The sequence below is a fragment of the Acinetobacter sp. LipI_19 genome, assembly GCF_058242925.1.
In genome coordinates, this window is record NZ_JBZAYK010000001.1 from 3,844,984 (window position 1) to 3,868,889 (window position 23,906).

General features: G+C 38.7%; 19 protein-coding genes. 9 read left to right on the forward strand and 10 right to left on the reverse strand.

From position 1 onward, the window contains the following. Positions 1–100: 100 nt before the first annotated feature. The 3 genes from AC4CVF_RS18535 to AC4CVF_RS18545 all read left to right on the forward strand — a co-directional run bounded on the left by AC4CVF_RS18535 (position 101) and on the right by AC4CVF_RS18545 (position 5,270). Positions 101–721: a TetR/AcrR family transcriptional regulator gene (locus AC4CVF_RS18535; protein ID WP_336952564.1), complete on the forward strand. Its 621-nt coding sequence runs from the start codon at positions 101–103 to the stop codon at positions 719–721. 226 nt (positions 722–947) lie between these two features. Then, positions 948–3,638 (forward strand): phosphoenolpyruvate carboxylase, encoded by a 2,691-nt coding sequence (gene ppc, locus AC4CVF_RS18540; RefSeq protein ID WP_336952565.1) that lies wholly within the window; start codon positions 948–950, stop codon positions 3,636–3,638. A 330-nt stretch (positions 3,639–3,968) separates the two neighbouring features. Further along, positions 3,969–5,270: a solute carrier family 23 protein gene (locus AC4CVF_RS18545; RefSeq protein ID WP_336952566.1), complete on the forward strand. Its 1,302-nt coding sequence runs from the start codon at positions 3,969–3,971 to the stop codon at positions 5,268–5,270. 49 nt (positions 5,271–5,319) lie between these two features. Here AC4CVF_RS18545 and AC4CVF_RS18550 read toward each other — a convergent pair whose 3' ends face one another. Then, entirely contained in the window at positions 5,320–6,036 is a 717-nt protein-coding gene (locus AC4CVF_RS18550; protein ID WP_419326907.1) for a nucleotidyltransferase domain-containing protein, read from the reverse strand. A gap of 182 nt (positions 6,037–6,218) precedes the next feature. Further along, positions 6,219–7,349, reverse strand: a complete 1,131-nt coding sequence (locus AC4CVF_RS18555; protein WP_490789811.1) for a TDT family transporter — start codon at positions 7,347–7,349, stop codon at positions 6,219–6,221. 207 nt (positions 7,350–7,556) lie between these two features. Between AC4CVF_RS18555 and ribF the strand changes: the two genes are divergently transcribed. The 4 genes from ribF (at position 7,557) to AC4CVF_RS18575 (ending at position 12,470) form a co-directional block, all read left to right on the forward strand. Further along, a complete protein-coding gene (gene ribF, locus AC4CVF_RS18560; RefSeq protein ID WP_419326905.1) occupies positions 7,557–8,558 on the forward strand; it encodes a riboflavin biosynthesis protein RibF in 1,002 nt (333 codons plus the stop codon). Positions 8,559–8,619: 61 nt separating this feature from the next. Then, a complete protein-coding gene (ileS, locus tag AC4CVF_RS18565) occupies positions 8,620–11,460 on the forward strand; it encodes an isoleucine--tRNA ligase (RefSeq protein WP_105713941.1) in 2,841 nt (946 codons plus the stop codon). Further along, on the forward strand, positions 11,453–11,992 hold the full coding sequence (lspA, locus tag AC4CVF_RS18570; protein WP_419360552.1) for a signal peptidase II: 540 nt from the start codon (positions 11,453–11,455) through the stop codon (positions 11,990–11,992). Before ileS ends, lspA begins: the two co-directional genes overlap by 8 nt. Further along, complete coding sequence (locus tag AC4CVF_RS18575) at positions 11,985–12,470, forward strand: FKBP-type peptidyl-prolyl cis-trans isomerase (protein ID WP_490774733.1); 486 nt, start codon at positions 11,985–11,987, stop codon at positions 12,468–12,470. Before lspA ends, AC4CVF_RS18575 begins: the two co-directional genes overlap by 8 nt. 72 nt (positions 12,471–12,542) lie before the next feature. On the opposite strand, the gene AC4CVF_RS18580 is transcribed toward AC4CVF_RS18575, so the two are convergent. Then, a complete protein-coding gene (locus AC4CVF_RS18580; RefSeq protein WP_419314033.1) occupies positions 12,543–13,232 on the reverse strand; it encodes an aspartate/glutamate racemase family protein in 690 nt (229 codons plus the stop codon). 320 nt (positions 13,233–13,552) lie between these two features. On the opposite strand from AC4CVF_RS18580, the gene AC4CVF_RS18585 reads away from it, so the two are divergent. Further along, the gene (locus AC4CVF_RS18585; protein ID WP_336952602.1) at positions 13,553–14,458 is read left to right on the forward strand and encodes a LysR family transcriptional regulator; all 906 of its coding nucleotides are present in this window, start codon (positions 13,553–13,555) and stop codon (positions 14,456–14,458) included. 460 nt (positions 14,459–14,918) lie between these two features. Here the strand turns inward: AC4CVF_RS18585 and AC4CVF_RS18590 are convergent, their stop codons facing one another. Next, positions 14,919–15,662 carry a sulfite exporter TauE/SafE family protein gene (locus tag AC4CVF_RS18590; RefSeq protein WP_336952571.1) on the reverse strand — a complete coding sequence of 248 codons (744 nt, stop codon included), beginning with the start codon at positions 15,660–15,662 and terminating at the stop codon, positions 14,919–14,921. Between the two features lie 208 nt (positions 15,663–15,870). On the opposite strand from AC4CVF_RS18590, the gene AC4CVF_RS18595 reads away from it, so the two are divergent. After that, positions 15,871–17,268, forward strand: a complete 1,398-nt coding sequence (locus tag AC4CVF_RS18595; protein ID WP_490789812.1) for a glutamine synthetase family protein — start codon at positions 15,871–15,873, stop codon at positions 17,266–17,268. Positions 17,269–17,856: 588 nt separating this feature from the next. Here the strand turns inward: AC4CVF_RS18595 and AC4CVF_RS18600 are convergent. The 6 genes from AC4CVF_RS18600 to tpgA form a co-directional block, all read right to left on the reverse strand. Beyond that, positions 17,857–18,234, reverse strand: coding sequence for a surface-adhesin E family protein (locus AC4CVF_RS18600; RefSeq protein ID WP_336952573.1), 378 nt, complete (start codon positions 18,232–18,234; stop codon positions 17,857–17,859). 52 nt (positions 18,235–18,286) lie between these two features. Next, on the reverse strand, positions 18,287–18,577 hold the full coding sequence (locus AC4CVF_RS18605) for a chorismate mutase (protein WP_016539541.1): 291 nt from the start codon (positions 18,575–18,577) through the stop codon (positions 18,287–18,289). Beyond that, complete coding sequence (locus tag AC4CVF_RS18610) at positions 18,570–19,910, reverse strand: hypothetical protein (protein WP_336952574.1); 1,341 nt, start codon at positions 19,908–19,910, stop codon at positions 18,570–18,572. The genes AC4CVF_RS18605 and AC4CVF_RS18610 overlap by 8 nt, the downstream gene beginning before the upstream one ends. A 247-nt stretch (positions 19,911–20,157) precedes the next feature. Beyond that, positions 20,158–21,987 carry a dihydroxy-acid dehydratase gene (ilvD, locus tag AC4CVF_RS18615; protein ID WP_419326899.1) on the reverse strand — a complete coding sequence of 610 codons (1,830 nt, stop codon included), beginning with the start codon at positions 21,985–21,987 and terminating at the stop codon, positions 20,158–20,160. Positions 21,988–22,345: 358 nt separating this feature from the next. After that, a complete protein-coding gene (locus AC4CVF_RS18620) occupies positions 22,346–22,771 on the reverse strand; it encodes a hypothetical protein (RefSeq protein WP_336952576.1) in 426 nt (141 codons plus the stop codon). A 331-nt stretch (positions 22,772–23,102) separates the two neighbouring features. Beyond that, positions 23,103–23,897 carry a trimeric autotransporter adhesin/peptidogylcan-associated protein TpgA gene (gene tpgA, locus AC4CVF_RS18625; RefSeq protein WP_336952577.1) on the reverse strand — a complete coding sequence of 265 codons (795 nt, stop codon included), beginning with the start codon at positions 23,895–23,897 and terminating at the stop codon, positions 23,103–23,105. Positions 23,898–23,906: the final 9 nt, after the last annotated feature.

Sequence of the window (23,906 nt, forward strand, 5' to 3'; positions counted from 1 at the left end):
GAGTATATTTATTTGCTCATTTTTTAATTAATATACTGCATGGTACAGTAATTGTGAATTGTGTATAGAGTAATTAACCTATTTTTTTTTGGAAATTATTGTGCAAACAACCGCTGGACGTCCAAAGGACTTAGAAAAACGGAAACACATTTTGGAAGCCGCCAAAAAGCTATTTCTAAAATTGGGTTATCATGGTTCAAGCATGAACCAAATTGCCAAAGAAGCTGGCGTCACAAAGCTGACGGTATATAACCATTTTCAAGATAAAGAAACTTTATTTTGCTGTGCCATTGAAGCAACCTGTGAAGCATCTATTGATGCTCGACCATTACGACTTAATGTTCAAAGTGATTTTTATGCGCATTTTTTTCAGGCATGCGAATTGGCACTTACTGTTATTAGCTTACCTGAAGCCATTAAACTCGAGCATTTGTTGTTAGAACTTGCCGCAGAGAAAAATCCTTTGGCTTTACAGTTTTATAATTCTTCCCATCAAAGAATGTGTGCAGTCTGGCAAGATTTTTTCCAACAAGCAGGCACACTTAAATTTATTCAAGCAGATGACATTGAAAAACAAATTAATCTAATTCTGTCATTATTATTGGGTGTTCGACACCACGAGGTCTTATTGGGGATTCGCCAAATTCCTACGGAAGATGAAAAACAGCAAATCATCGCCGAAAGTATTGATTTATTTATGCTGAAATATAAACCCAACTAAAATTATTTAAAAACAAAATAATGTCCAATTCTTGTTTAAGGCATACTCAATGCATATCGCATAGGCTTGTTGATATAAAAAGGGCAAAAAATAAAGCTAAATATCCAAATTAAAATTAAGTCAAAGTCGACTTCTTGCACAGTCATTTACATACTTTTGTAGGGAGTCACTTGGATTGTGGTGGAATCACGTTATATTCGAGATAACAAGAACTGGAGAGTAACAAATGGTTCAACAAATTGATGCTCCGCTGCGTGAAGATGTACGCTTACTCGGAAACCTTTTAGGCGAAACGCTAAAAGAACATGCAGGACAAGATTTGTTTAATCAAATTGAACAAATTCGGGCTTTAGGTAAAGGCGCTCGAGATGGTCAAATTGAAGCAGAAAAACAACTTGAACAATTATTTTTAAATTTAAAAGATGATGAAATTCTGCCACTCACCCGCGCCTTTTCACACTTTCTAAATTTTGCCAATATTGCTGAACAATATCACGTTGTACGCAGTCGTCGTCAAAGTGAGTGCGATGAAAATTCACCATCACCCAATGTGCTGGATCATTTATTTAGCAAGTTTAAAGATCAGCAAATTTCAACAGAAACGCTCTATAAACAAATTTGTGAATTAAAAATTGAGTTGGTCCTCACGGCGCATCCAACTGAAGTTAGTCGTCGTACTTTAATCCAAAAATATGATGGCATTAATCATTGCCTGTCTACTTTTGATCAGCAAAAACTGACACCTAAGCAACGTGCAGATGTGTTGACTGATTTAAAACAATTGATCTGTTCCGCATGGCAAACTGACGAAATCCGTCAACACCGCCCGACTCCGATAGATGAAGCAAAATGGGGCTTTACCACGATTGAACAGACCTTATGGAATGCAGTTCCAAAATTCATACGTGAATTGGATGACCTCGTTCAGGACAATTGTGCACAGGCCTTGCCTTTAGATATTTCTCCAATTCGTTTTGCATCTTGGATGGGGGGTGACCGTGATGGTAACCCAAATGTTACGCATAACATTACTCAAGAAGTTTTGTGGTTGTCGCGCTGGAAAGCGGCTGACCTTTATGTGCGTGATATTGAAGATCTTCGTTGGGAACTCTCGATTGAAGCCTATTCCAATGAGCTACTTCAAGCTTTGGGTTATAGCCATCCTGAACCTTACCGCGAATATTTGCGTGCGACCCGTGAACGCCTCAAAGCAACTCGTCAATGGTTAGCAGATAAATTACGTGGTCAACATTCTGATGTAGATCGCAGTTTAATCATTCGCCATAAAGATGAATTATTACAACCATTACTGCTCTGCTATCGCTCACTGATGGCATGTAATTTACCTGAGATTGCCAATGGTAAATTGCTCGACTTTATTTATCGGGTAAATTGTTTTGGCATTGAATTACTTAAACTGGATATTCGTCAAGAGTCAGGTCGTCATCGCCAAGCCATCTCAGCAATTACTGAATATCTTGGTTTAGGCAATTTTGAGACATGGACAGAACAAGCTCGCCAAAATTTCTTATTACAAGAATTACAAAGCAAACGCCCGTTATTGCCTAAACATTTAAATGAACCATCAGGTAGTCTGATTGAAAATCTTGATGTTCAAGAAGTCTTTGCAACCATGCGTACTTTGGCTGAACAACCCAAAGAAAGCTTGGGCGCTTATATCATTTCAATGGCTGAATATCCGAGTGATGTTTTGGCGGTACTATTACTCCAAAAAGAAGCAGGAATTGAACACCCACTACGCGTTGTTCCTTTATTTGAAACCTTGAAAGACTTAGATGGTGCTGCAAGTACCATGAGTACCCTGTTCAATATGCACTGGTATAAACAACATATTCAAGGCAAACATGAAGTCATGATTGGTTATTCGGACTCTGCCAAAGATGCTGGCTTTATGTCAGCAAACTGGGCCCAGTATCGTGCGCAAGAAGAGTTGACCGCAATTGCCAAACAGCATGGCGTTCAATTGACCCTGTTCCACGGCCGTGGCGGTTCAATCAGTCGTGGTGGTGCACCAACTCAACAAGCATTATTTTCTCAACCACCGGGCTCAATTTCAGGTGCAATTCGTGTGACTGAACAAGGTGAAATGATTCGCTTTAAGTTTGGTCTAGAAGAAATTGCCTTACAAAATTTGGAAATTTATGCTGCTGCAACCTTAGAAGCAACATTATTACCACCACCTATTCCCAAACAAGCTTGGCGAGATTTAATGCACAGTATGACAGATTTATCTGTTCAGGTTTATCGTCAGACTGTGCGTGAAAACCCTCATTTTGTAAAATATTTACGTACTGTCACCCCTGAACTTGAGTTGCAAATGTTACCCCTCGGTTCACGCCCTGCAAAGCGTAAAGTCAGTGGTGGAATCGAATCTTTACGTGCTATTCCTTGGGTTTTTGCGTGGACACAAATCCGGTTAATGCTTCCTGCTTGGCTGGGTACTGGCGCAGCGATCAACCAAGTGATTGATCAAGGCCAAAAAGCAGTACTAGATGAAATGTTAACAGAATGGCCTTATTTCCAAACTTTAATTGATATGTTGGAAATGGTGCTATCTAAAGCCGACTCAAATATTGCACTGTATTATGAATCTCACCTTACCGATGATGAAGATTTAAAAGTACTTGGTGCAGAATTACGTCAACGCTTACATGATGCCGTACAAACGCTCTTGGCAATGAAAGGTGAGTCGGAGCTTTTAAGTTCCAATGATGTGCTTGATCAAGCCATGAAAGTACGTAAGCCGTATTTACTGCCCTTACATTTATTACAAGCCGAATTAATGAAACGTCGACGTGCATATTTGGCTGACTGTCATGCAGAACATACCCCAGTAGATCATGCACTGATGGTCAGTATTGCTGGGATTGCGGCAGGTTTACGTAATACGGGTTAAGCCACCCTATAAAAATTATCTTAATTCTAAAGCGAGGAGAATGTGATCTGTCATTCTCCTCTCCTTTAAAAAAACGCGAAACTTTTCACATATTATAAAGCAGCAATAACTTTTTTTGACCAATCGCAAAATCGCATTTTTTTAAATTTTTACACACAATTTTTTTTAATACTTTGATTTTACGCACTAACATTATTTAATTATTTGACCAAATGGTACAAAACACCAATTTTCCCTAATAAATGCAAATGCTTAGTTTGACTAAAATGATTAAAACTCTCGAAAAGAAAGCGTATGATGTGTCCAATTTGTTTTTTGAGTGCTCAATTTATGTCCAACTGGTTTCCCAAATGGCGTCCTTATTCTGGCAGCATTGATGCAAGACCTGTCGGTACCAATGAGTATTTACCGCCTGCGCAAAGTGTCGTTTTAGGGATTCAACATGCATTTGCTATGTTTGGTGCAACGGTACTCGCCCCCTTTTTAATGGGCTTTGACCCAAACCTTGCCATTTTAATGTCAGGAATTTGTACCATCTTATTCTTTATTGTTACGGGTGGTCGTGTTCCAAGTTACCTAGGTTCAAGCTTTGCCTTTATTGGAGTAGTAATTGCTGCAACTGGCTATGCTGCATCAGGTACAGGTACGCCAAACGCAAATTTAGCTATTGCAGCTGGTGGGATCATGGCATGTGGTGTGTTGTATGCAATGTTTGGCTTGCTCGTGATGGCAACGGGGACCAAATGGATTGAAAAACTCATGCCACCAGTAGTGACTGGTGCAGTGGTAATGATCATTGGTCTAAACCTCGCACCTGTTACGGTGAAAGGTGTCGCTGGTAATGACTTTAATATGTGGATGGCATTGGTCACTGTACTCTGTATGGGTTCAATTGCTGTATTCACAAAAGGTCTATTACAACGCTTATTGCTTTTGGTCGGGTTGTTATTGGCTTATTTGATCTATTTCATTGTTGCAAACGTAATGGGAAATGGAACGCCGATTAATTTCACGCCTATTCAACAAGCTGCATGGTTTGGTACGCCCACTTTCCATTCACCTGTTTTTGATATCAATGCAATGTTAATTATTGCTCCGATTGCTTTAATTCTGGTGGCAGAAAACTTGGGCCATATCAAAGCAGTCAGTGCAATGACTGGCGAAAACCTAGATCCACAAATTGGTAAAGCTTTTGTTGCAGATGGTATTGCAACCACGCTTTCTGGTGGTGTCGGTGCACCTGGTATGACCACCTATGGTGAGAATATTGGTGTAATGGCCGTTACTCGTGTTTATTCTACGATTGTTTTTGTCATTGCTGGTATTTTTGCAATTTTCTTAGGGTTTTCACCTAAATTTGGCGCAGTGATTCATACCATTCCAACAGCGATTTTAACAGGTGCTTCAATCGTGGTCTTTGGTTTAATTACCATTGCGGGTGCGAAGATTTGGATTGAAAATAAAGTCGATTTTTCTCAAAATAAAAACTTGATGGTTGCCGCAGTAACAATCATTTTAGGAACAGGTGACTTTGCCCTTCAATTTGGTGATTTCAACTTGGGTGGTATTGGTACTGCAACGTTTGCAGCATTGATACTCAACTGGTTCTTTAGCTTAAAAGATAAATCATAATTATAAATTTAACCTATTTTAAGCAGCCAAAAGGCTGCTTTTTTTATTTTTATATAATGTGAGCATCTATCCACAAATAAACGCTTTTTATTTCTTGGATAGAGGTCTCACTTGGTACATTTGGATGATCAAGTTCGTTTAACAAGTATTGAAACACTGCTTTTTGTTCAGGATATACATCTATCGTTTGTGCCACAGTATCATTTAAATGGCATGGCCATCCTTTTATATTGTCCAATGTCAAAGGAAGCAGTCGTATTATCCGTTTAATTAAAGATTTCTTAAGGCTGATTAATTCTTTTGCTGTTTTATCAGATGCCTCTAATATGCGTAAATAACCTTGTATATCTGTATCATAACCACTATTTATCGCCTTAATTACCTCGCGATTAATCTGAACATCGTTAAAAAGCGCAGATAAATCTTCTCCATAAATATGCTGACAAAAGAATTTGATCCATGCTCCCCAACTTTGTAGGGAATGCTTATTTAAAACCTCATCTAGAAAACCAATATCGATATCAACTTTAGGTAGAAATGGGTGTAAAACCTTAAGATTTACGCTTATTTCAGCAATCTTTTCATTTAAATTTTTTGGTTTATTTTTAAAAACAACACATAGGTCTAAATCTGACTGACCGATAATTGCAATGCCTTGAGCAACACTGCCATAAACATAGATGCTATGTAAATCTTCTACAAAGCTGCGACTAAAATGGTTAATCACATTTTCTAGCACAGGTTCAAATGCTTTTTGAATCCTCATTGATTGTAATATTCATCCACTTTTAAATTTTCTCAAACCAACATCATACTGCTTATATAGCATTTATTTTGTATTTCAATATTAAAAAAGCCCAACTGTAATCAATAGACAATTGGGTTTGGACGCTTTTTCCATCGGTTCTTAATGATTATTTTTATAGACTGATCAACAACATTTTCTGTTTATTCACGTTCTAAAAAAGTCTTTAAACAAGGAGAGAAAAACAGATTCCCTTGATACATTCCCTGCAAAGTTTTGCTCATCACCATCACCCACAACATCATCAAAATTGCAGCAAATGCTAAGCCTGTATCTACAATAAAACTGAGATGTAATTGTTGACCTAAACTCAATATTGCCAAAGTAAATACACCCAGTGGGAAAGTTAGCCCCCACCAACCGAGATTAAATGGTAGCTCAGTTGCCGCATGTTTGAGTGTGGTTAGAACTGCGATTGCGACCCACCACACACCAAAGCCCAGCAAAATAAAACTTGCCACGATCCCAACATTTTGAAAGAACACACCTAAATTTTCTAACTGAATCAATGCCAAAACCTCAGGAGCCTGAGCACCTAGAATCAAGAGTGCCAACGCACCTGTACCAATTGGCCCTAAAGCTAACCAGCTGGTAATTGCCAACTCTTTGCTCGGCAATTGATGTACAGCCAAACGTAACATTAGAATGGTGAGAATCCCAAAAGCAGGCAATACAGACATCCCCCACAGCATGTAACTGGTGAATAAAATACCCACCGCCTGTTGACTAACATGCGTATGCGCTAAAAGTAAACCGCCTGAAGTTGCTGCAACTTCACAGGCCACAATCGGCAATAACCACATTGCAGTCATTGTATGCAATTGATGATCTTGTTTGTGGAACATACAAAACGGTACCAGCACCCCGATACTCACCGCTAAAACCACATCGACATACCACAACAACTGCGCAATTTGGAACGCAACATCACCATAAATGGGTATGCCATATTTTAAAAAGCCATTTAATACCGTTGCCAACCCCATTGGAATTGCACCTAAAAAGAGTGCCATTGCGGGATGGGAAAAAATCTGCTTCGCTTCTTGAGGATAGATGAGCCAGCGTAGAACATACAGTATGATAAATACAGTAAACAGTAGCGTGTTAAACTGCCACAAAATAGTTGCCAGTTGCCATAAAAAATCAGATACAAACGGAAACTCAGGCAAGATCAGTGCAACAACCCCTGTTCCCATAGTCATGGTGAACCAGTTTGGCGTAAACTGTCGAATCACATCACTCGTTTGTTCAAGTTGATAAAATGGCTTTTTCATCGCTTTATCCTCATTTCAGCAGATAAATTGATTATAAAAGCATCTTTTAATAAATAAAATTGATTTAATTTCATAAAATGAATCAACTTTATTGATATAAAGATATTCTCAGTCATTTTTTTCTGGATAAAAACACAACAACAAAGACGAAACTGTGAGATTATGGCAATATATAGTCCTTTCAAATTTTAAGCTTATTTTGAAACCATGCAGCTGTTACGTCTAAATGCCTTAGCACCAAATTTTCAATTGCCCCAAACCGCTGTGACGATTGGCAATTTTGATGGTGTCCATTTGGGACATCAGGCGATGGTTTCTCAACTCAAAGAAGTGGCTAAAGCCCAAAATTTAAAAACCTTGGTGATGATTTTTGAGCCGCAACCTTTAGAGTTTTTCAAAGGTTATGAAGCACCGCCACGGATTTCATCGCTCAGAGAAAAAGTAGAATATTTATCTGAATTAGGTGTCGATTATATTGCTATCGCTAAATTTGATAATCAATTCCGTAGCTTAAGTGCAGAAAACTTTGCAAGCCTGTTAAAAAACAAACTTAATGCGCAAAGTTTAATCTTAGGGGATGATTTTCACTTTGGTAAAGACCGTCAAGGCAATAGTGAATTTTTAAAACAATATGGTTTTGATGTCACCAATCTCAATACCATTGAATTTAATGGCGAACGTGTCAGTTCAACCCGTATTCGCCAAGTCCTCCAAGCGGGTGACTTATCACTTGCAGCAAAATTATTGGGTCGCCCATACAGCATGATTGGTCGTGTGCAATATGGTGATCAAATTGGTCGTACTTTGAATTTTCCAACCATCAATGTTCGACTTGGCCGTCATAAACCCTGTTTAAGTGGTATTTATGCTGTTGATGTTATTTGCGAAAGTACCTCATTGACCCAGAAAGTCAAAGCTGAGAACCCCAATAAAATAGGTGTTTCTGGCTATCAAGCAGATGCGTTATTTGGTGCGGGCCATGTGGGTACACGCCCTGCAATCAAACAAGAACATCCAGAATGGCGATTAGAAGTACATTTTCCAAATGTTTCTGCTAATCTGTATGGTCTGTTAATGCGGGTCACTTTCCTCGACTATTTACATGGTGAATTAAATTACCCATCACTTGAAGCGCTTCAAGCGGGAATTGATGATGATGTCGAGCGTTTGCTTGAGTTTCGCAAAAACACCCCCAAATTTCCTTTTTAACTTAAACTTTTATTGTAAAACGCGTCAGCAATGGTGCTGATAATATTGGATGACAACTTGCATGAGCGATAAGCAAACTTCTGAAAATGCAGTGGATTATAAAGCCACGCTAAACCTACCAGGTACTGAATTTGCAATGAAAGCAAATCTCGCAGTACGTGAAGCAAAATGGTTAGAAGAGTGGTATGCCGACAACATTTATCAGCAGATTCGTGCTTCGCGTATTGGCAAGAAAAAATATATTCTGCATGACGGTCCTCCATATGCAAATGGTTCATTGCATTTAGGTCATGTCGTCAATAAAGTTTTAAAAGACATTATTGTTAAAAGTCGTACTTTAGATGATTTTGACGCTCCTTATGTTCCAGGTTGGGACTGTCATGGTCTGCCAATCGAGCTCAAAGTCGAAGAAAAAATCGGTAAAGTTGGTGTGAAAGTTGACGCATCGACTTTCCGTAAAGCCTGCCGTGAATATGCATATACTCAAGTCGAATTACAGAAAAAAGACTTTGTTCGCATGGGCGTGTTTGGGGACTGGGATAACCCATATCTCACCATGAACTTCAAACAAGAAGCAGATATTGTTCGTGCGCTCGGTGAAATTGCCAAAGCAGGTCATATCGAACCCGGTCTAAAACCAGTGAACTGGTGTATGGATTGTGGATCATCACTTGCTGAAGCAGAAGTGGAATATGAAGATAAAAAATCTGATGCAATTGATGTTGGTTTCGGTGTTGTAAATCTTGCTGATTTGTCTGCAAAAGTTGGTGTCAGCGTTAGTAATCCAACAGATATCGTGATTTGGACAACGACACCATGGACCTTACCCGCGAACCAAGCGGTTGCCTTACATGCGGATATTGCCTATCAATTGGTGGAAGTTCAGTCTGAACGTGGCACACAAAACTTAATCTTAGCCAAAGATTTAGTTGAATCTGCATGTGAACGTTACAAACTTGAACAACCAAAAGTATTGGCGGACTTTGTTGGTGCGACTCTCGAAAACTTACAATTACAACATCCATTGATTGTAGATCGTCAAGTACCTGTGATTTTAGGTGAACATGTCATTGCAACCAGTGGTACAGGTGCTGTGCATACTGCACCTGGACATGGTGTGGACGATTATAAAGTTGGCTTAATCTATAACTTAAAAGTAGAAAACCCTGTAAGTGGTAATGGTGTGTATTTACCGACTGCACCTCTTTTTGCAGGCGAGCACATTTATAAAGCCAATCCAAAAATTATTGAAGCATTAACAGATGCTGGAAAACTCTGGGCGCATCTGCCGATTAAGCATAGTTACCCGCATTGCTGGCGTCATAAAACACCAATCATCTTCCGTGCAACCCCACAGTGGTTTATCAGCATGGATGCGAATGGCCTACGCCAAGATGCTTTAAATGCAATTGAAAATGACATCGACTTTGTCCCTGATTGGGGTAAAAACCGTATCAAGTCAATGATTGAAGGTCGCCCAGACTGGTGTATCTCTCGTCAACGGACTTGGGGTGTGCCGATTCCATTCTTTGTACATAAAGATACCAATGAATTGCACCCTCGTACCGCAGAGCTCATTGAAGATGTGGCAAAGCTCATCGAAAAAGAAGGCATTGATGGTTGGTATAACCGTGAAGCCAAAGCGTTTATCGGTGATGATGCTGAGCAGTATAATGCTGTTCGTGACACGCTCGATGTGTGGTTTGACTCAGGTACAACGCACTATGCAGTATTGCGTGAACGTGCAGAACTGCAAGATCCTGCTGATTTATATCTTGAAGGTTCTGACCAACATCGTGGTTGGTTCCAGTCTTCATTGCTCACGTCGATTGCGATCCATAAACGCGCACCTTATAAAGCCCTGCTTACGCATGGTTTTACCGTGGATGAAAAAGGTCGTAAATTATCGAAATCATTGGGTAATTTTATCCCACTTGAAGACATCATCAAGCAGTTAGGTGCTGATGGTTTACGTTTATATGTTGCATCAAGCGATTATCGTTATGAAATTGCCGCAAGTAACGAAATTTTTAGCCGTGTAAGTGACAGCTATCGTCGTATTCGTAATACTTTACGTTTCTTATTGGCAAACTTGAATGGCTTTAAACCATCAACAGATGCGTTACCTGTAGATCAATTGATTGCATTGGATCAATACATCTTACAACGTGCAGCAGACGTACAGAAAACCATTCAACAAGCTTATGAAGATATGAACTTCCATGTCGTCACCAATGCTTTGACCAGTTTCTGTATCAATGATTTGGGTGGTTTCTACTTAGACATCATCAAAGACCGCCAATACACGACTAAAGCAGACTCCACAGCACGTCATTCTGCTCAAACTGCGTTGTATCATTTGGTTCAAGCCTTTGTTCGTTGGATGAGCCCTATCTTGAGCTTTACAGCACAAGAAGCGTGGCCATTGATTCCAGAACAAACTGAAAAATATGTATTTACAGCGCATTGGTATGATATTCCAGTGGCATCAAGCACCAACTTGATCTCTGAAGCGGATTGGCAAACCTTAATTGAAGTCAAATCTGCGGTTAATAAACAGATTGAGACAGCGCGTAATGCTAAATTGGTTGGTAGTAACCTGTCTGCTAAAGTTGAACTTTGGGCAAATACAGACCTACAAAACGTCTTGAAGCAATTGGGCGATGAGCTTCGTTTTGTCTTGATCACCTCTCAAGCGATTGTTTATGACTATGCTGAGCAAGGTGAAGCAACAGAACTTGAAGGCCTACGTGTTAAAGTTTCTGCTGCTGAAGGCGAAAAATGTGCACGTTGCTGGCATGTTCTTCCAGATGTGAATACACATCATGCACATCCAGGGCTTTGTTCTCGTTGTATTATTAACCTTCCTACAGGTCAAGGCGAAGAGAGAAAATATGCCTAATCCGCAAAATAAAAAGGGCTTATTACAGTTTTATCCACATAATTTGATGTGGCTTGGACTTTCTGTCCTTGCCATTATCATTGACCAATGGACAAAAAACATTGCAAGTGCAGAGCTGACTTATGCTCAGCCTATACCTGTATTGCCCTTCTTAAATTGGACATTACTGCATAATTACGGCGCAGCATTTAGCTTCTTGTCTGATGCGGGCGGTTGGCAGCATTATTTATTCACAGGTCTTGCAGGCGTTGTATCGATCATCTTTATTTTTTGGCTTATGCGTATGCCAAAAACCACGCTGATCTTACCTGCTGCAATCGCATTGATTCTTGGCGGTGCATTGGGGAATTTAATTGATCGGGTGACATTAGGTTATGTGGTCGATTTTATTCATTTGCATTACCAAGGCAGTAGTTTCCCTGCATTCAACATTGCCGATAGTGCGATCACTCTCGGTACGATTTTATTGTTAATTGATACCTTCTTTTTAGAAAAGCATCGTATTCAACGTGCGGAAGCGCAAAATGACTGAACAAATGATTAACCCCAATGACGAAACGCGTGTTGCAGATGGCTCAAAAGTAGAACTGCATTTTTCTGTTGCCATCGAAAGTGGTGTTGAAATTGATAACACACGTAGCCGTGAAGAGCCTGTAAGCTTAGTGATCGGGGATGGCAGTTTATTGCCAGGTTTTGAAAAAGCCTTATTTGGTCTTCGTGCAGGTGACCGTCGTACTGTTAGTCTTCCACCAGAAGATGCCTTCGGTCCGTGGAATTCTGAAAATGTGCAAAAATTCGATACAGTAAAATTCGAACAACGTCCTGTTGAAGGCCACATGATTGAGTTTGAAGACAAAGCCAAACAAAGTCTATTTGGTGTGGTTAAAACTGTTGGTGAAGACATTACTGAAGTGGATTTCAACCATCCACTTGCAGGTAAAAATATCACGTTTGAAGTAGAAATCTTTAAAGTTACCCCTGCGGGTCAGCAAGGTGTGAAAATTATTTAAGCCTTTGCTTATATAGTATTTAAAGCTCCTTCGGGAGCTTTTTTATTGATACAAATACCCACTTCAAAAAGGTCAAGACAAAGCAAAATCCACAGCAGCTTGCACATGGATCGACGTTGTATCAAACAACGGAACAGAAAACTGAGTATCTCCAATGAGCATACAAATTTCTGTACATCCTAGAATAATACCTTCAGCACCCTCTAATATTAGCTGCTCAACAATATGGATGTATTTCTGACGAGATTCTTCCTTGATCACACCTAAACACAATTCATCATAAATAATATTGTGAACCATCTGTCGATGCGCTTGGTTAGGCACCAGTACATTGATGCCTTGTTGTTCTAACCGACGCTTATAGAAGTCCTGTTCCATGGTAAATTGAGTACCTAACAAACCGACTTTGCCAATGTTCTGATTTAAAACTTCTTTTGCTGTTGCATCAGCAATATGAATAAATGGAACTGAGACCGAGCTTTCAATAGCAGAAGCAACTTTATGCATAGTATTGGTACACAGTAAGATCCCTTCTGCCCCTGCTTTCTCCAACTGAATAGCCTTCTCTGTTAAATACAGTGCTGCATCGTCCCATAAGCCTTGACGCTGTAATATTTCTATCTCAGCAAAATCAACACTGATTAAAACAATTTTTGCAGAGTGTAATTTTCCTAATTTTTGTTGAACGCTTTTATTCAGCTGTTGATAGTACAAGTCTGTAGATTCCCAACTCATTCCGCCTAATAAACCAATCGTTTTCACTTTTTTGCTCGCTTAGAATTCTCATCTTTTCTAGGGTGTTTTGATATTTCATCAATGGTTTGCGTTGTAGACTCAAATTGAGCAAGTCAGGCATATGATCAATATCAATCAAGTTACTTTTGTTTCAAGCCCATATATTTTCCAATACAATCGCTTAAAATATCCTGTGACTATCGTACGATATCGTCGTGATCAAGCCTTCATTCATAGTTTCAATTTAAATCTCGTCCTACTTACCGCTGAAACAATCTACACGATATCGCATATTTGTATGATTATTCAGCTATACTTTGATCTCATTTCAGCTCTTTATGATTCGCATGCGCCTAGACTTCTTCGATTTGCAACTGTTTATCAATATCGTGGACACAGGAAGCCTCACCAAAGGCGCAGAACGCTCGTCGATTTCACTACAGGCAGCCAGTGAACGTATTAAAAAACTCGAACAACAATATGCCACAAGCCTTTTTACCCGCCATGCCTCTGGGGTCAAACTCACAATTGCAGGTCAAACTTTTGCAGAACAGGCTTTACGTCTAATACAACAAAGTAAACAGCTTGAACAAGCGATGTCACCCTTCGCAAAAGGTCTAAGCACACAGATGACTTTGTGGTGTAATTCATCTGCACAAAGTGAATATCTGCCCTTATTACTTCCTCAGTATTTAGTTGAAAACCCACATATTCAGATTGATCTACAGGAAGCAGAAAGTAATGAAATTATTCAGACCCTTGAAAAAGGCAATGCAAAACTCGGCTTAATTTCGAGCTTTTTTAATGCACATCAATTACAGACTTTAACCTTTTCAGATGATCCGTTAGTGCTGATTTGTCCATCAAATCATGAATTAAGCCAGCGAACAGAGCTCAGACTGGTCGATACTCTGAACTATGCCTTTGTGGGTTTAATGCAATATCACTCTCTACAGCAGTCGATTGAAAACCAAGCCAAATTGCTTAATTGTGCAATTCAGTATCGTTTAAGATTGCCAAATTTTGCTGCGATCGCTCAAGTGGTTGCAAGTGGTGTCGGCATTGCCATTATGCCCAAACGGGCAGCAATGCGACTCAATCAACTCTATGCATTTGATCAAATTGAGCTGGTCGGTGAATGGGCAAAACGTCAACTACAATTGGCTGCTCAAAACTTTGATGAGCTTCCAACAGCATATCAACACTTTGCCCAATTTTTAATTTCACAAAAATCGAAACTGATTTTAGTTTAAATAATCTGAATTCGATATAAAATTCTTGATGAAATATGATACTCGGAAACGTCATCCGTAACTGTCTGAGGCAGGATCTCATACATAAAGTATTGTTTCTGCGATTCATTGAATACATTGCTGGTGGTTGACGAGTTTTGCGGTGAGCAGCGATGTGGCTACGCAAGATGGTACCCTTGCGGAGCTTAGCTCCACATGTCGAAACAAAAGTAGGGCGAGCCGCAGGCTGATCCTGAAATTGAATGACAGTTCAGTAAGACTCCGTCAAGATCATTGTTTTTCGATATATTAAAGATATCTTTAAGTCAAACTCACGTTAAAGACTTAAGCACCACGCTGATATTCATTTTTAAAATTAACGGAATCATTATCATCTACTTTAATTTTTTCAGTGTACCCAATATGGTCATAGCTTCACCTTTGCAGACAGAGCCATTAAACGACCATTTAAGTCCACGAATTAGATCACGCCAAATTGATGCAATACTGAATATAAGCCAAAAATCACCAAGCCACAGAAGAAAACTTTACGAAATTTTTGCTCTGGAATACGGTAACGGATTTTTGTTCCCACCCACATTCCCATTAATGCGGGTACCAAGGCAATAAGAGATAACTGATAATCAATTGGCGTATCTTCAACAGGGTTTTGATGTAAGAAAACAGCAAGGCACAGGGTTGAAACGGTAAAAGCTAAACCTAAAGACTGAACCAAATCATCACGCTTTAACTGCAAAGATTGTAAATAAGGGACCACAGGAATCACCACCACTCCCGTGGCAACAGTTAAAGCACCGCCTAAATATCCAATGATTGGGGAAAGCCATTTTTCATGTGGTGCAAGATTTGGCATACGTTTGGAAAATAAACCATAGAGTCCATACAATGCTAGCATTCCCCCCAGTAATGCTTCACTATGAAAACCGCTACTAGAGTGGCCTAAAGTTGGGAAAATACTCCAAATTGAACCGATAATAATCCCCAATAATAAGGGATAAAAACGGCGAACCAACCGCCATACATGGCCTTCAGCAAACAATTGCCAAAAATTGGTCACCATAGATGGAATGATCAATAAAGTTGCGGCTTGAAATGGACTAATCACAAGGCTTAAAAGCCCCATTGAAACGGCAGGTAAGCCGAGACCAATTGTGCCTTTAATCATGCCTGCAATTGCAAATACACCAATTACAAATCCCATCATGTCGTTTTACCTCAATATTCTGAGGCAATGCTACGCCAAAGCTTTGCTTTGAAATATCACTGTTTTTAGGATATAGCCTCAAGCAATGATTGAGGCTTGATGTTGAGTATTTTGGCTAAGCGTCTAAGAAAAGAATTTACGATCATTTTACGTTACTCGAGTAAGCAAGCTTTCTATAATTTTTTTACCCTATTTGGATCTATTCACAATGAATATGTCACTTGCCAATTCTACAAAAATATTCCCCACAGCACTGATCTTAGAAAATCAGGGCATGTATGATTTTGACAAAGAAATCCAACAATATTTAGAACATTATCCAGAGACCCAGTTTATTGATATCTGCTTGCATGACCTCAATGGTCATCTACGTGGTAAGCGTATTGAAGTAAATGCCCTCCATCAATTGCAGAAAGGCTGTTACTTTCCATTGTCTATTTATGCGATGAGTTTGGATGGTCAAGTGGTTGAAGAAAGTGGGCTTGGGAAATATATTGGTGAACCCGATCGCTTATGTATGCCCGTCTTGGGCAGTCTAAAGCCTTGCGCAGATCAACCCAATCAGCACGCCCAGCTGCTATTAACCATGAAATCCGATGATGGTTCAGATTGTGTGATCGAGCCTCGCAATATATTAAAAAGAATTTTATCGACACTGCATCAAATGCACTATTTTCCAATGATGGCAGGTGAAATCGAATTTTATTTGTCTGAAAATGTCCAAGATGCCCCATTTTCTCCCCAATCGGATCCGCTTTCTACCCAATGTTTCGATGTCGATACCCCGCATAATTTTCAAACTGTCATTCAACAAATTGAATTAGAAGCAAAACGACAAGATATTGATTTAACAGGTGTTGTAGCTGAAAGTGCTTCTGGACAATTTGAATTGAATATTCAGCACAGTGACAACATTTTAAAACTGTGTGATGACATCATGAGTATTAAAAGAATGATTCGTCAAATTGCGATGCAACATGGTTTAAAAGCCAGTTTTATGGCGAAACCAAATATGGCAAAAGCAGGCAGTGGCATGCACTTTCATATGAGCATGCGTAACCAATGGCAAGACAATCTTTTTAAAATAGACCAGTTGAAAAACCCAAACCCGATCATGCACAAAGTGATCACGGGTTTACTCGACTTAATGCCCGCATCCATGGCTATTTTAGCACCCAATATTAACGCATTCCGCAGATTCCAGCTTGGCAATCATGTTCCACTCGAAGCCAATTGGGGCTTCAATAATCGTAACGTTGCCATTCGCATCCCCTGTTCAGATCAGGACAATCAACGCTTGGAATATCGTGTTGCGGGTGCAGACGTCAACCCTTATTTGTGTGTTGCAACTATTCTGACGGGTGTACTGCATGGGTTACATGCAGCAATGGATTTACCTCAATCAATCCAACCAGTAAAAGTGATCAACTCACAGCATTTCTTACCTTCTCATCAGCTTGAAGCACTACAATTATTTGAAAAAAATAAGGTTTTTAAGCAATATTTTGGTTCAGATTTTATGCAATTATGGTGTGCATGTAAAAAATTTGAATATCAATCTGTCATCAATAAAATCACAAATACAGAATTGGAATGGGGCATATAAAAGACTAATTCAAAAATGATAATGCCCAAATCAAAATATAGTCAACTTGTCAAAAAACGCATACACAAGAATATAATTTCTCTCAATAAATATCTTTAATTAAATCAACCAAATGGAGAAATAAATTGTTTGATTATAAAAGATTGTTCATTGCCACATTTTGCTTGGAAAGTTTGTGTAGGTGATGCCTAACTTTTTGTAGGGGATACCAAACCTTGTACTACAAACAAAGCCGTGCTTTATTTTTACTCATGTTGGATGAGAGGTACGTCCTGTACCTCCATCCAATGGCGACATCCATGTCGCCCCACGATCGGGTAATCATTTATGATTCAAAAGTACAAAAAACAAATTGCTAACCAATAGTTTCTAAGAGTTGATACAAGAACATAAGCTCATTTATGATCAATGACTTGATGCAAATGATTTATATGAATAATTAGCTGGTTTGGCTATAGTATGATGACCATAAATTAACAATGATCAATAAAAAATCCCTTTTATATAAAAGGGATTTTAAGTAGCTTAGACTGAAGTGCGTTAAAGCTAATTGTACTTTAGATATTGAAATACATAAGAATTTAGAAGTTATTTACACACGGCTTTAAAAAATGCCAGATTAATTTCATCATCATCGATATCACTTGGATCTGAGACTTGCGGATCGCTATTTATCAATTGACCATTTTTTTTATAATCTTCAACCAGTGTAATATTTGTCGTACGATCAGCACATTGGTCTAAATTATGAGAAAGTGTATAGTCACCTTTTTTCATATCAAGTTCTTCACTGTCTGCATCAGCAACAAACTTAGCCCAATAATTTACCGTATTGTCTTTTTTTACAATGCGATCGGTATCTAAATAAAAGCTACCATCGGCATCTTTGACAATAAATTTCCAATTTTCTGCAAGTGCATACTGACTCAACATTGTTGTGATGCAGATTAGAATAATTTTTTTCATACTGTTCTCTAAAATAAATATTTTTATGGGCAAAATTGAAATCACATCACCGTTATGGACGAATTTCTTTTAATTCTCTTTGGATAAAATGCTGGATCATTTCCCGATAGAGCATTTCCACCAAATCAGGGTTAGTTCCAACATCTATGGCTTTCTGACGTACTTTATTAATCACTTGTTGTACACGCTCTGGAGACTGTACGTCATCTACATTACGTTTAAATCGGACAGCTTGATCAACATAAAATTGACGGGTTGCAATCAGTTCAATCAGCTCCTGATCCAACTGATCGATTCGATCACGTACTTGTTCTAATGATTCACATTTCTCTTTTTTAATCATCTGTTTTTTCTGCATCCTGTGCTTCTATATTATGTTGAGCGCGTTCAAACTCATTCTCGGCTTTATACTTCTGTTCTAACACATTACTAAAAATACTTTCAATCATCCAAACCCGATATAGGCTATTAAAAACGTAACGCTTTCCTTCAATACGCAATTCTAAAACAGGAAAATCAGGCTGATGTTTCTCTGCACATTGCCGATCATTGGCTGTTAATAAAGCTTCCACGTCAGTATCTGTTAGGTTTTCAATTCCTAAATCATGTTGCATTTGCTGTAAATGCGGCTTGAATGATAAATCACGACCTTTGGTCCAAACCGCTTGTAAAATGTCATACATCACATCTACACGTTGTTCTTCTGGTACGCTGTAATAAATCTTTGCCATATTTAAGGTGCTGTCTGCGGTCGGACGACAGAACGGGGTAAATTTTACTTCTGAACGCTTGGAAAGACGGGTCGCCAAACTCCAATCAAAAAAGTCCCGACCGTGATAACTCAGCGGAAATAAATTCAGTTGAATATTATAATAATTTGCGAGTTCTTCTTTGATATATGCCAATAATAACCAACTGATCGGATCTTCTAAGGCAATATATAAATCAAGTTCAGGATGCATGGCCTGAATTTCAGCAAGCTCTTCCGCATCACTCATCAAATGCTCACGCCATTCAATGTGATTGATGAGAAAAATAGGATTATCAATCAATAATTTTTGTTGTTTTAAACGACGAGTTAACCGTAATAAATCATCTACTGCATGATATTTACGCCCACCAAACTCAAAATAGCTTTCTAAAATTGGGCTTTGACCAAAAATACGTTCTGGAAAATTCTGAGGTTTTTGATGCTGACTCGCCATCACAAATAAAGTGCGTAATTTGCCATACTGCTGCTGCCACAGCATATGAAATACATCTTCGAGTAAATAAAGGAAATTTTGACCAGTCAACGGTGTATTTCTAAGAATTGTTTCCGCTTGTTGTAATGCTTCTTGAGTCGGTTGTTCTGGTTTTTCATCATCATAACTAAAGCGATGTTGATTGGCTAAGATTTTGGCATCTTCTAAACTATAATTGCGCCATTCTTCTATGGTCATGCCATTGGGGGGTTCTGCTGCGGTATTGGAAATAATGACTTTAAGTGGCTTCAAATCATCACTTAAAAGATCTTCCAATTGGGGGAGTTGCTGTACAGCAAGATAGCTATAAACATCATCTAAACGCAGATAAATACTCAGTCCCTGTTCCGTAGATAACACCTCTTGACGAATCGGCTTTTGGTAAAACCAACTCGATCGGATTGGATCAAACCAACGGCGTAACAGTGACATGCGTAGAGCCTCGAAATAAGCACTGAAAAATAAAAGAAAATCTGATTGAAACTCACTCAAGCATACCATTCATTCACAGGTGATGCTGATAAAATTAATTCTAACCAGTCATAACAAAACTTATAACAATTTGAATCTGAATGATCAATATCCCAAAACTCGATAAAATTTAAATTGTTAGATCAATTCAATAAAAAGCACCCAATCAATGAGTGCTTTTATTTTGTTTGGAATCTAATTTTAAAGCTTAGATTTCACGCACCGCACCTTTCGATGCACTAGTGGTGTGCATAGCATACGCTTTTAACGCTTTTGAGACCTTACGTGGACGTTCTTCAGCTGGATGCCAACCTTTTTCGTCTTGAGCTTTACGTCGTGCTGCCAAGGTTACTTCATCAACAGCAAGGTTAATCGTTCGATTTGGAATATCAATTTCGATCAAATCACCATCTTCAACCAATCCAATGACACCACCTTCAGCAGCTTCTGGGGATACGTGGCCAATTGAAAGACCTGAAGAACCGCCAGAGAAACGACCATCCGTAAGTAAAGCACATTCTTTACCTAAACCTTTCGATTTTAGATAGCTGGTCGGGTAAAGCATTTCTTGCATGCCCGGACCACCACGTGGACCTTCATAACGAATCACCACGACATCACCAGCTTTGATTTCATGACCAAGGATTGAATCTACAGCAGCATCTTGGCTTTCAAAGACACGAGCCGTACCATTAAATTTCAGGATCGAATCATCTACACCCGCAGTTTTTACAATACAACCATCCACAGCAATGTTTCCGTACAGTACAGCTAAGCCACCGTCTTTAGAGAATGCATGTTCAGCATTACGGATCACGCCTTTTTCACGGTTACCATCTAAAGTTTGATAATAACGGTTTTGTGAAAATGCTGTTTGAGTTGGAACACCACCTGGCGCTGAGCGGAAGAACTCGTAAACCTCAGGATCCTCTGTACGAATAATGTCCCATTTATCTAAGGCATCTTTCAAGGTATTTTCATGTACGGTATGCACCGTTGTATCCAATAAACCTGCTCGATCTAATTCACCTAGAATCGACATGATACCGCCAGCACGATGTACGTCTTCCATATGTACATCTTGTTTTGCCGGTGCAACTTTACACAACACAGGAACTTTACGAGATAAACGATCAATATCGTCCATGGTAAAATCAACACCTGCTTCATGTGCAGCAGCTAATAAATGCAAGACTGTATTAGTTGAACCACCCATTGCAATATCTAAAATCATTGCATTTTCATAAGATGCTTTGGTCGCAATTGAACGTGGTAAAATGGTGTAATCATCTTGTTCATAATGACGTTTTGCCAACTTAACAATCAATTGACCCGCTCTTTCGAATAATTTTTTTCGATTTGCATGGGTTGCTAAAGTTGAACCATTGCCCGGTAATGATAAACCAAGGGCTTCTGTCAAACAGTTCATTGAGTTGGCTGTAAACATGCCTGAACATGAACCACAAGTTGGACAAGCTGAACGCTCATATTCCTTTACTTCTTCATCGGTAAAGCTATCATCAGCGGCAACCACCATTGCGTCGACTAAATCAATTGCATGTTCTGTACCACGGATTTTAACTTTACCCGCTTCCATTGGCCCACCAGACACAAATACCACTGGAATGTTCAGACGCATTGCTGCCATCAGCATTCCTGGTGTAATTTTGTCACAGTTAGAAATACACACCATAGCATCTGCACAATGCGCATTGACCATGTATTCAACAGAATCCGCAATCAAATCACGTGAAGGCAATGAATACAGCATGCCATCATGCCCCATTGCAATACCATCATCGACCGCAATCGTATTGAATTCTTTTGCCACACCACCCGCTGCTTGAATCTGCTCAGCAACCAGTTGACCTAAGTCTTTTAGATGTACATGACCAGGTACAAATTGAGTAAATGAGTTGACTACCGCAATAATCGGTTTACCAAAATCTTCATCTTTCATTCCTGTTGCACGCCATAAGCCACGTGCACCAGCCATATTTCTTCCATGTGTCGATGTTTTTGAACGATAGTCAGGCATTTGTATTTCCAACATTGTTTGAGCTTGAAATGAATATCAATTCACTCTGGCTAAATAAAACTGATATAACAATAAATCAGTCGAAATATGAACACATCATACTATAACTTAGCATATAACCAATGATCTTGAGCATGATCTTTTTTTAAACAAGACGTGTCTATTGATATTCCAACAAGCTTTATAGATAAATAAAACATTAGAATTTAATATAACGCTATCGTGTTGGATAAGACACAAAACTTCTATGAATAATTTTTTATTTTTTAATAAAAAATATTTATCATTTAATAAAAATCACTAAATTTTATTTTATAAAAGGCCTCAAAAGAAGCCTCTTAATTCACTTTTCAACAGATTATTTCTGTTTAATCAAATATAAACCTGTACATTGTTTGCCTTCACGGTCTGTACACAGCTCAGCTGTTTTAGCAGATACCCATTTTAAACTTAATCTAATATCAGCATTGCTATAATCTACAGGCTCGCCACCACAACCGGCTTTTTTGTTGTCTAACTTAACTTTCAAGGCTAAAACATCCAAAGCCTGAGCATTTTCATTTCTTAATATTGCAAAATCACCTGTCATTCGCTTTTGCTTTGTGGTGTAGGTAAATTGGTCAGGCTGAGTAAATTGATAGCTTTCGGTACATTGGGCCTTCGCATTATACACTGTCCAAGTTCCCCAAAAATCCTTGGCCAAATTCACCTGAGTTTTATCAAAAGCTTGTGTTTGTATAGCAAATCCAAACCCAAGCAACGCCAATACTATCTTCTTCATCATTTTTATACTCAATACATTCAAATTAGGTTTTAGAGCTAAGTTAAGTGAATAGGTTAATTGTTTTTTAAAGCATCTCATCAAAAAAAATTGATTAAACACTTTATTTAAAAAGTGTGTTGTTGATGTTCCTTGATTAGTCAACTTGGTAATTGACCACATCGGGTTGTTTATGATTTATTTCAAAACAAATCACCATTGTATAAACCATAACTGTGAATAATTTAAAACGCCCAATGAAATTCATCGGGCGTTTGCATAAAATAAAAACTCAACCGATTTGAAGAATAAACAACTTCTTTCAAACTGAATTCATTTAATTATGCCTTCAGTTTTACCAAGTGATGTTTACTCGGCGATTAGGGGCTAAACATTCGACCAATTGAATTTTTTTGTTCATCCCATTGCATTTCTGATACACGTCAGTTTTATTTTCTGCTGAAAATTGAATTTGATCAGCAGGAATTCCCTGTTGTTTCAACAAATCTACAACGGTATTGGCTCTCGCAGCTGATAAACGTTGGTTATACGGAAATGAACCTAAACGGTCAGTATAACCTGCAACAAAAATCTTACTGTTCCCATCAGTTTGCTTAATTTGATCGGCAATTTTGCTAATCACTTCAGGATTTTTTACTCCGCTTTTATCTGAATGATCAAAATAGAATAAAACACTGGCTGATTGACCTGTAGAGGATAGAGCCGTTTGTTCTGTCGCGGATTGGTTATTGATGCCCCAAGCCATCAGACCTTGGCATTGTTCACCTTTCCAATATAGATTTTCTGAACGGTAGTGCTTATCAAAGTCTATGCGTAACTGGCAACGTTTATATTGATTTGAACTCGGCTCTCGGACATCCAATACATAGTTCCAAGTTTTAACAGCGAAAAGACCTTCAGAAAATTGCGGATTTCCCAAAACATGGCGAATCTGATCTTTGCTTAAACCTTTATCTAAACGTGCCACGTCATCATATTCATAACGATTCACTTGCTTTAGATAACTATCTTTCACTTCAGGAAAATGAATTTCTTGGGTATTTGATGTTTCAATTTCAGCAGCATGACTCAATGACATCACAAGACCACTGAATACACTGAACATAATTTTTTTGTTAAATGCTTTCATTTTTTCTCT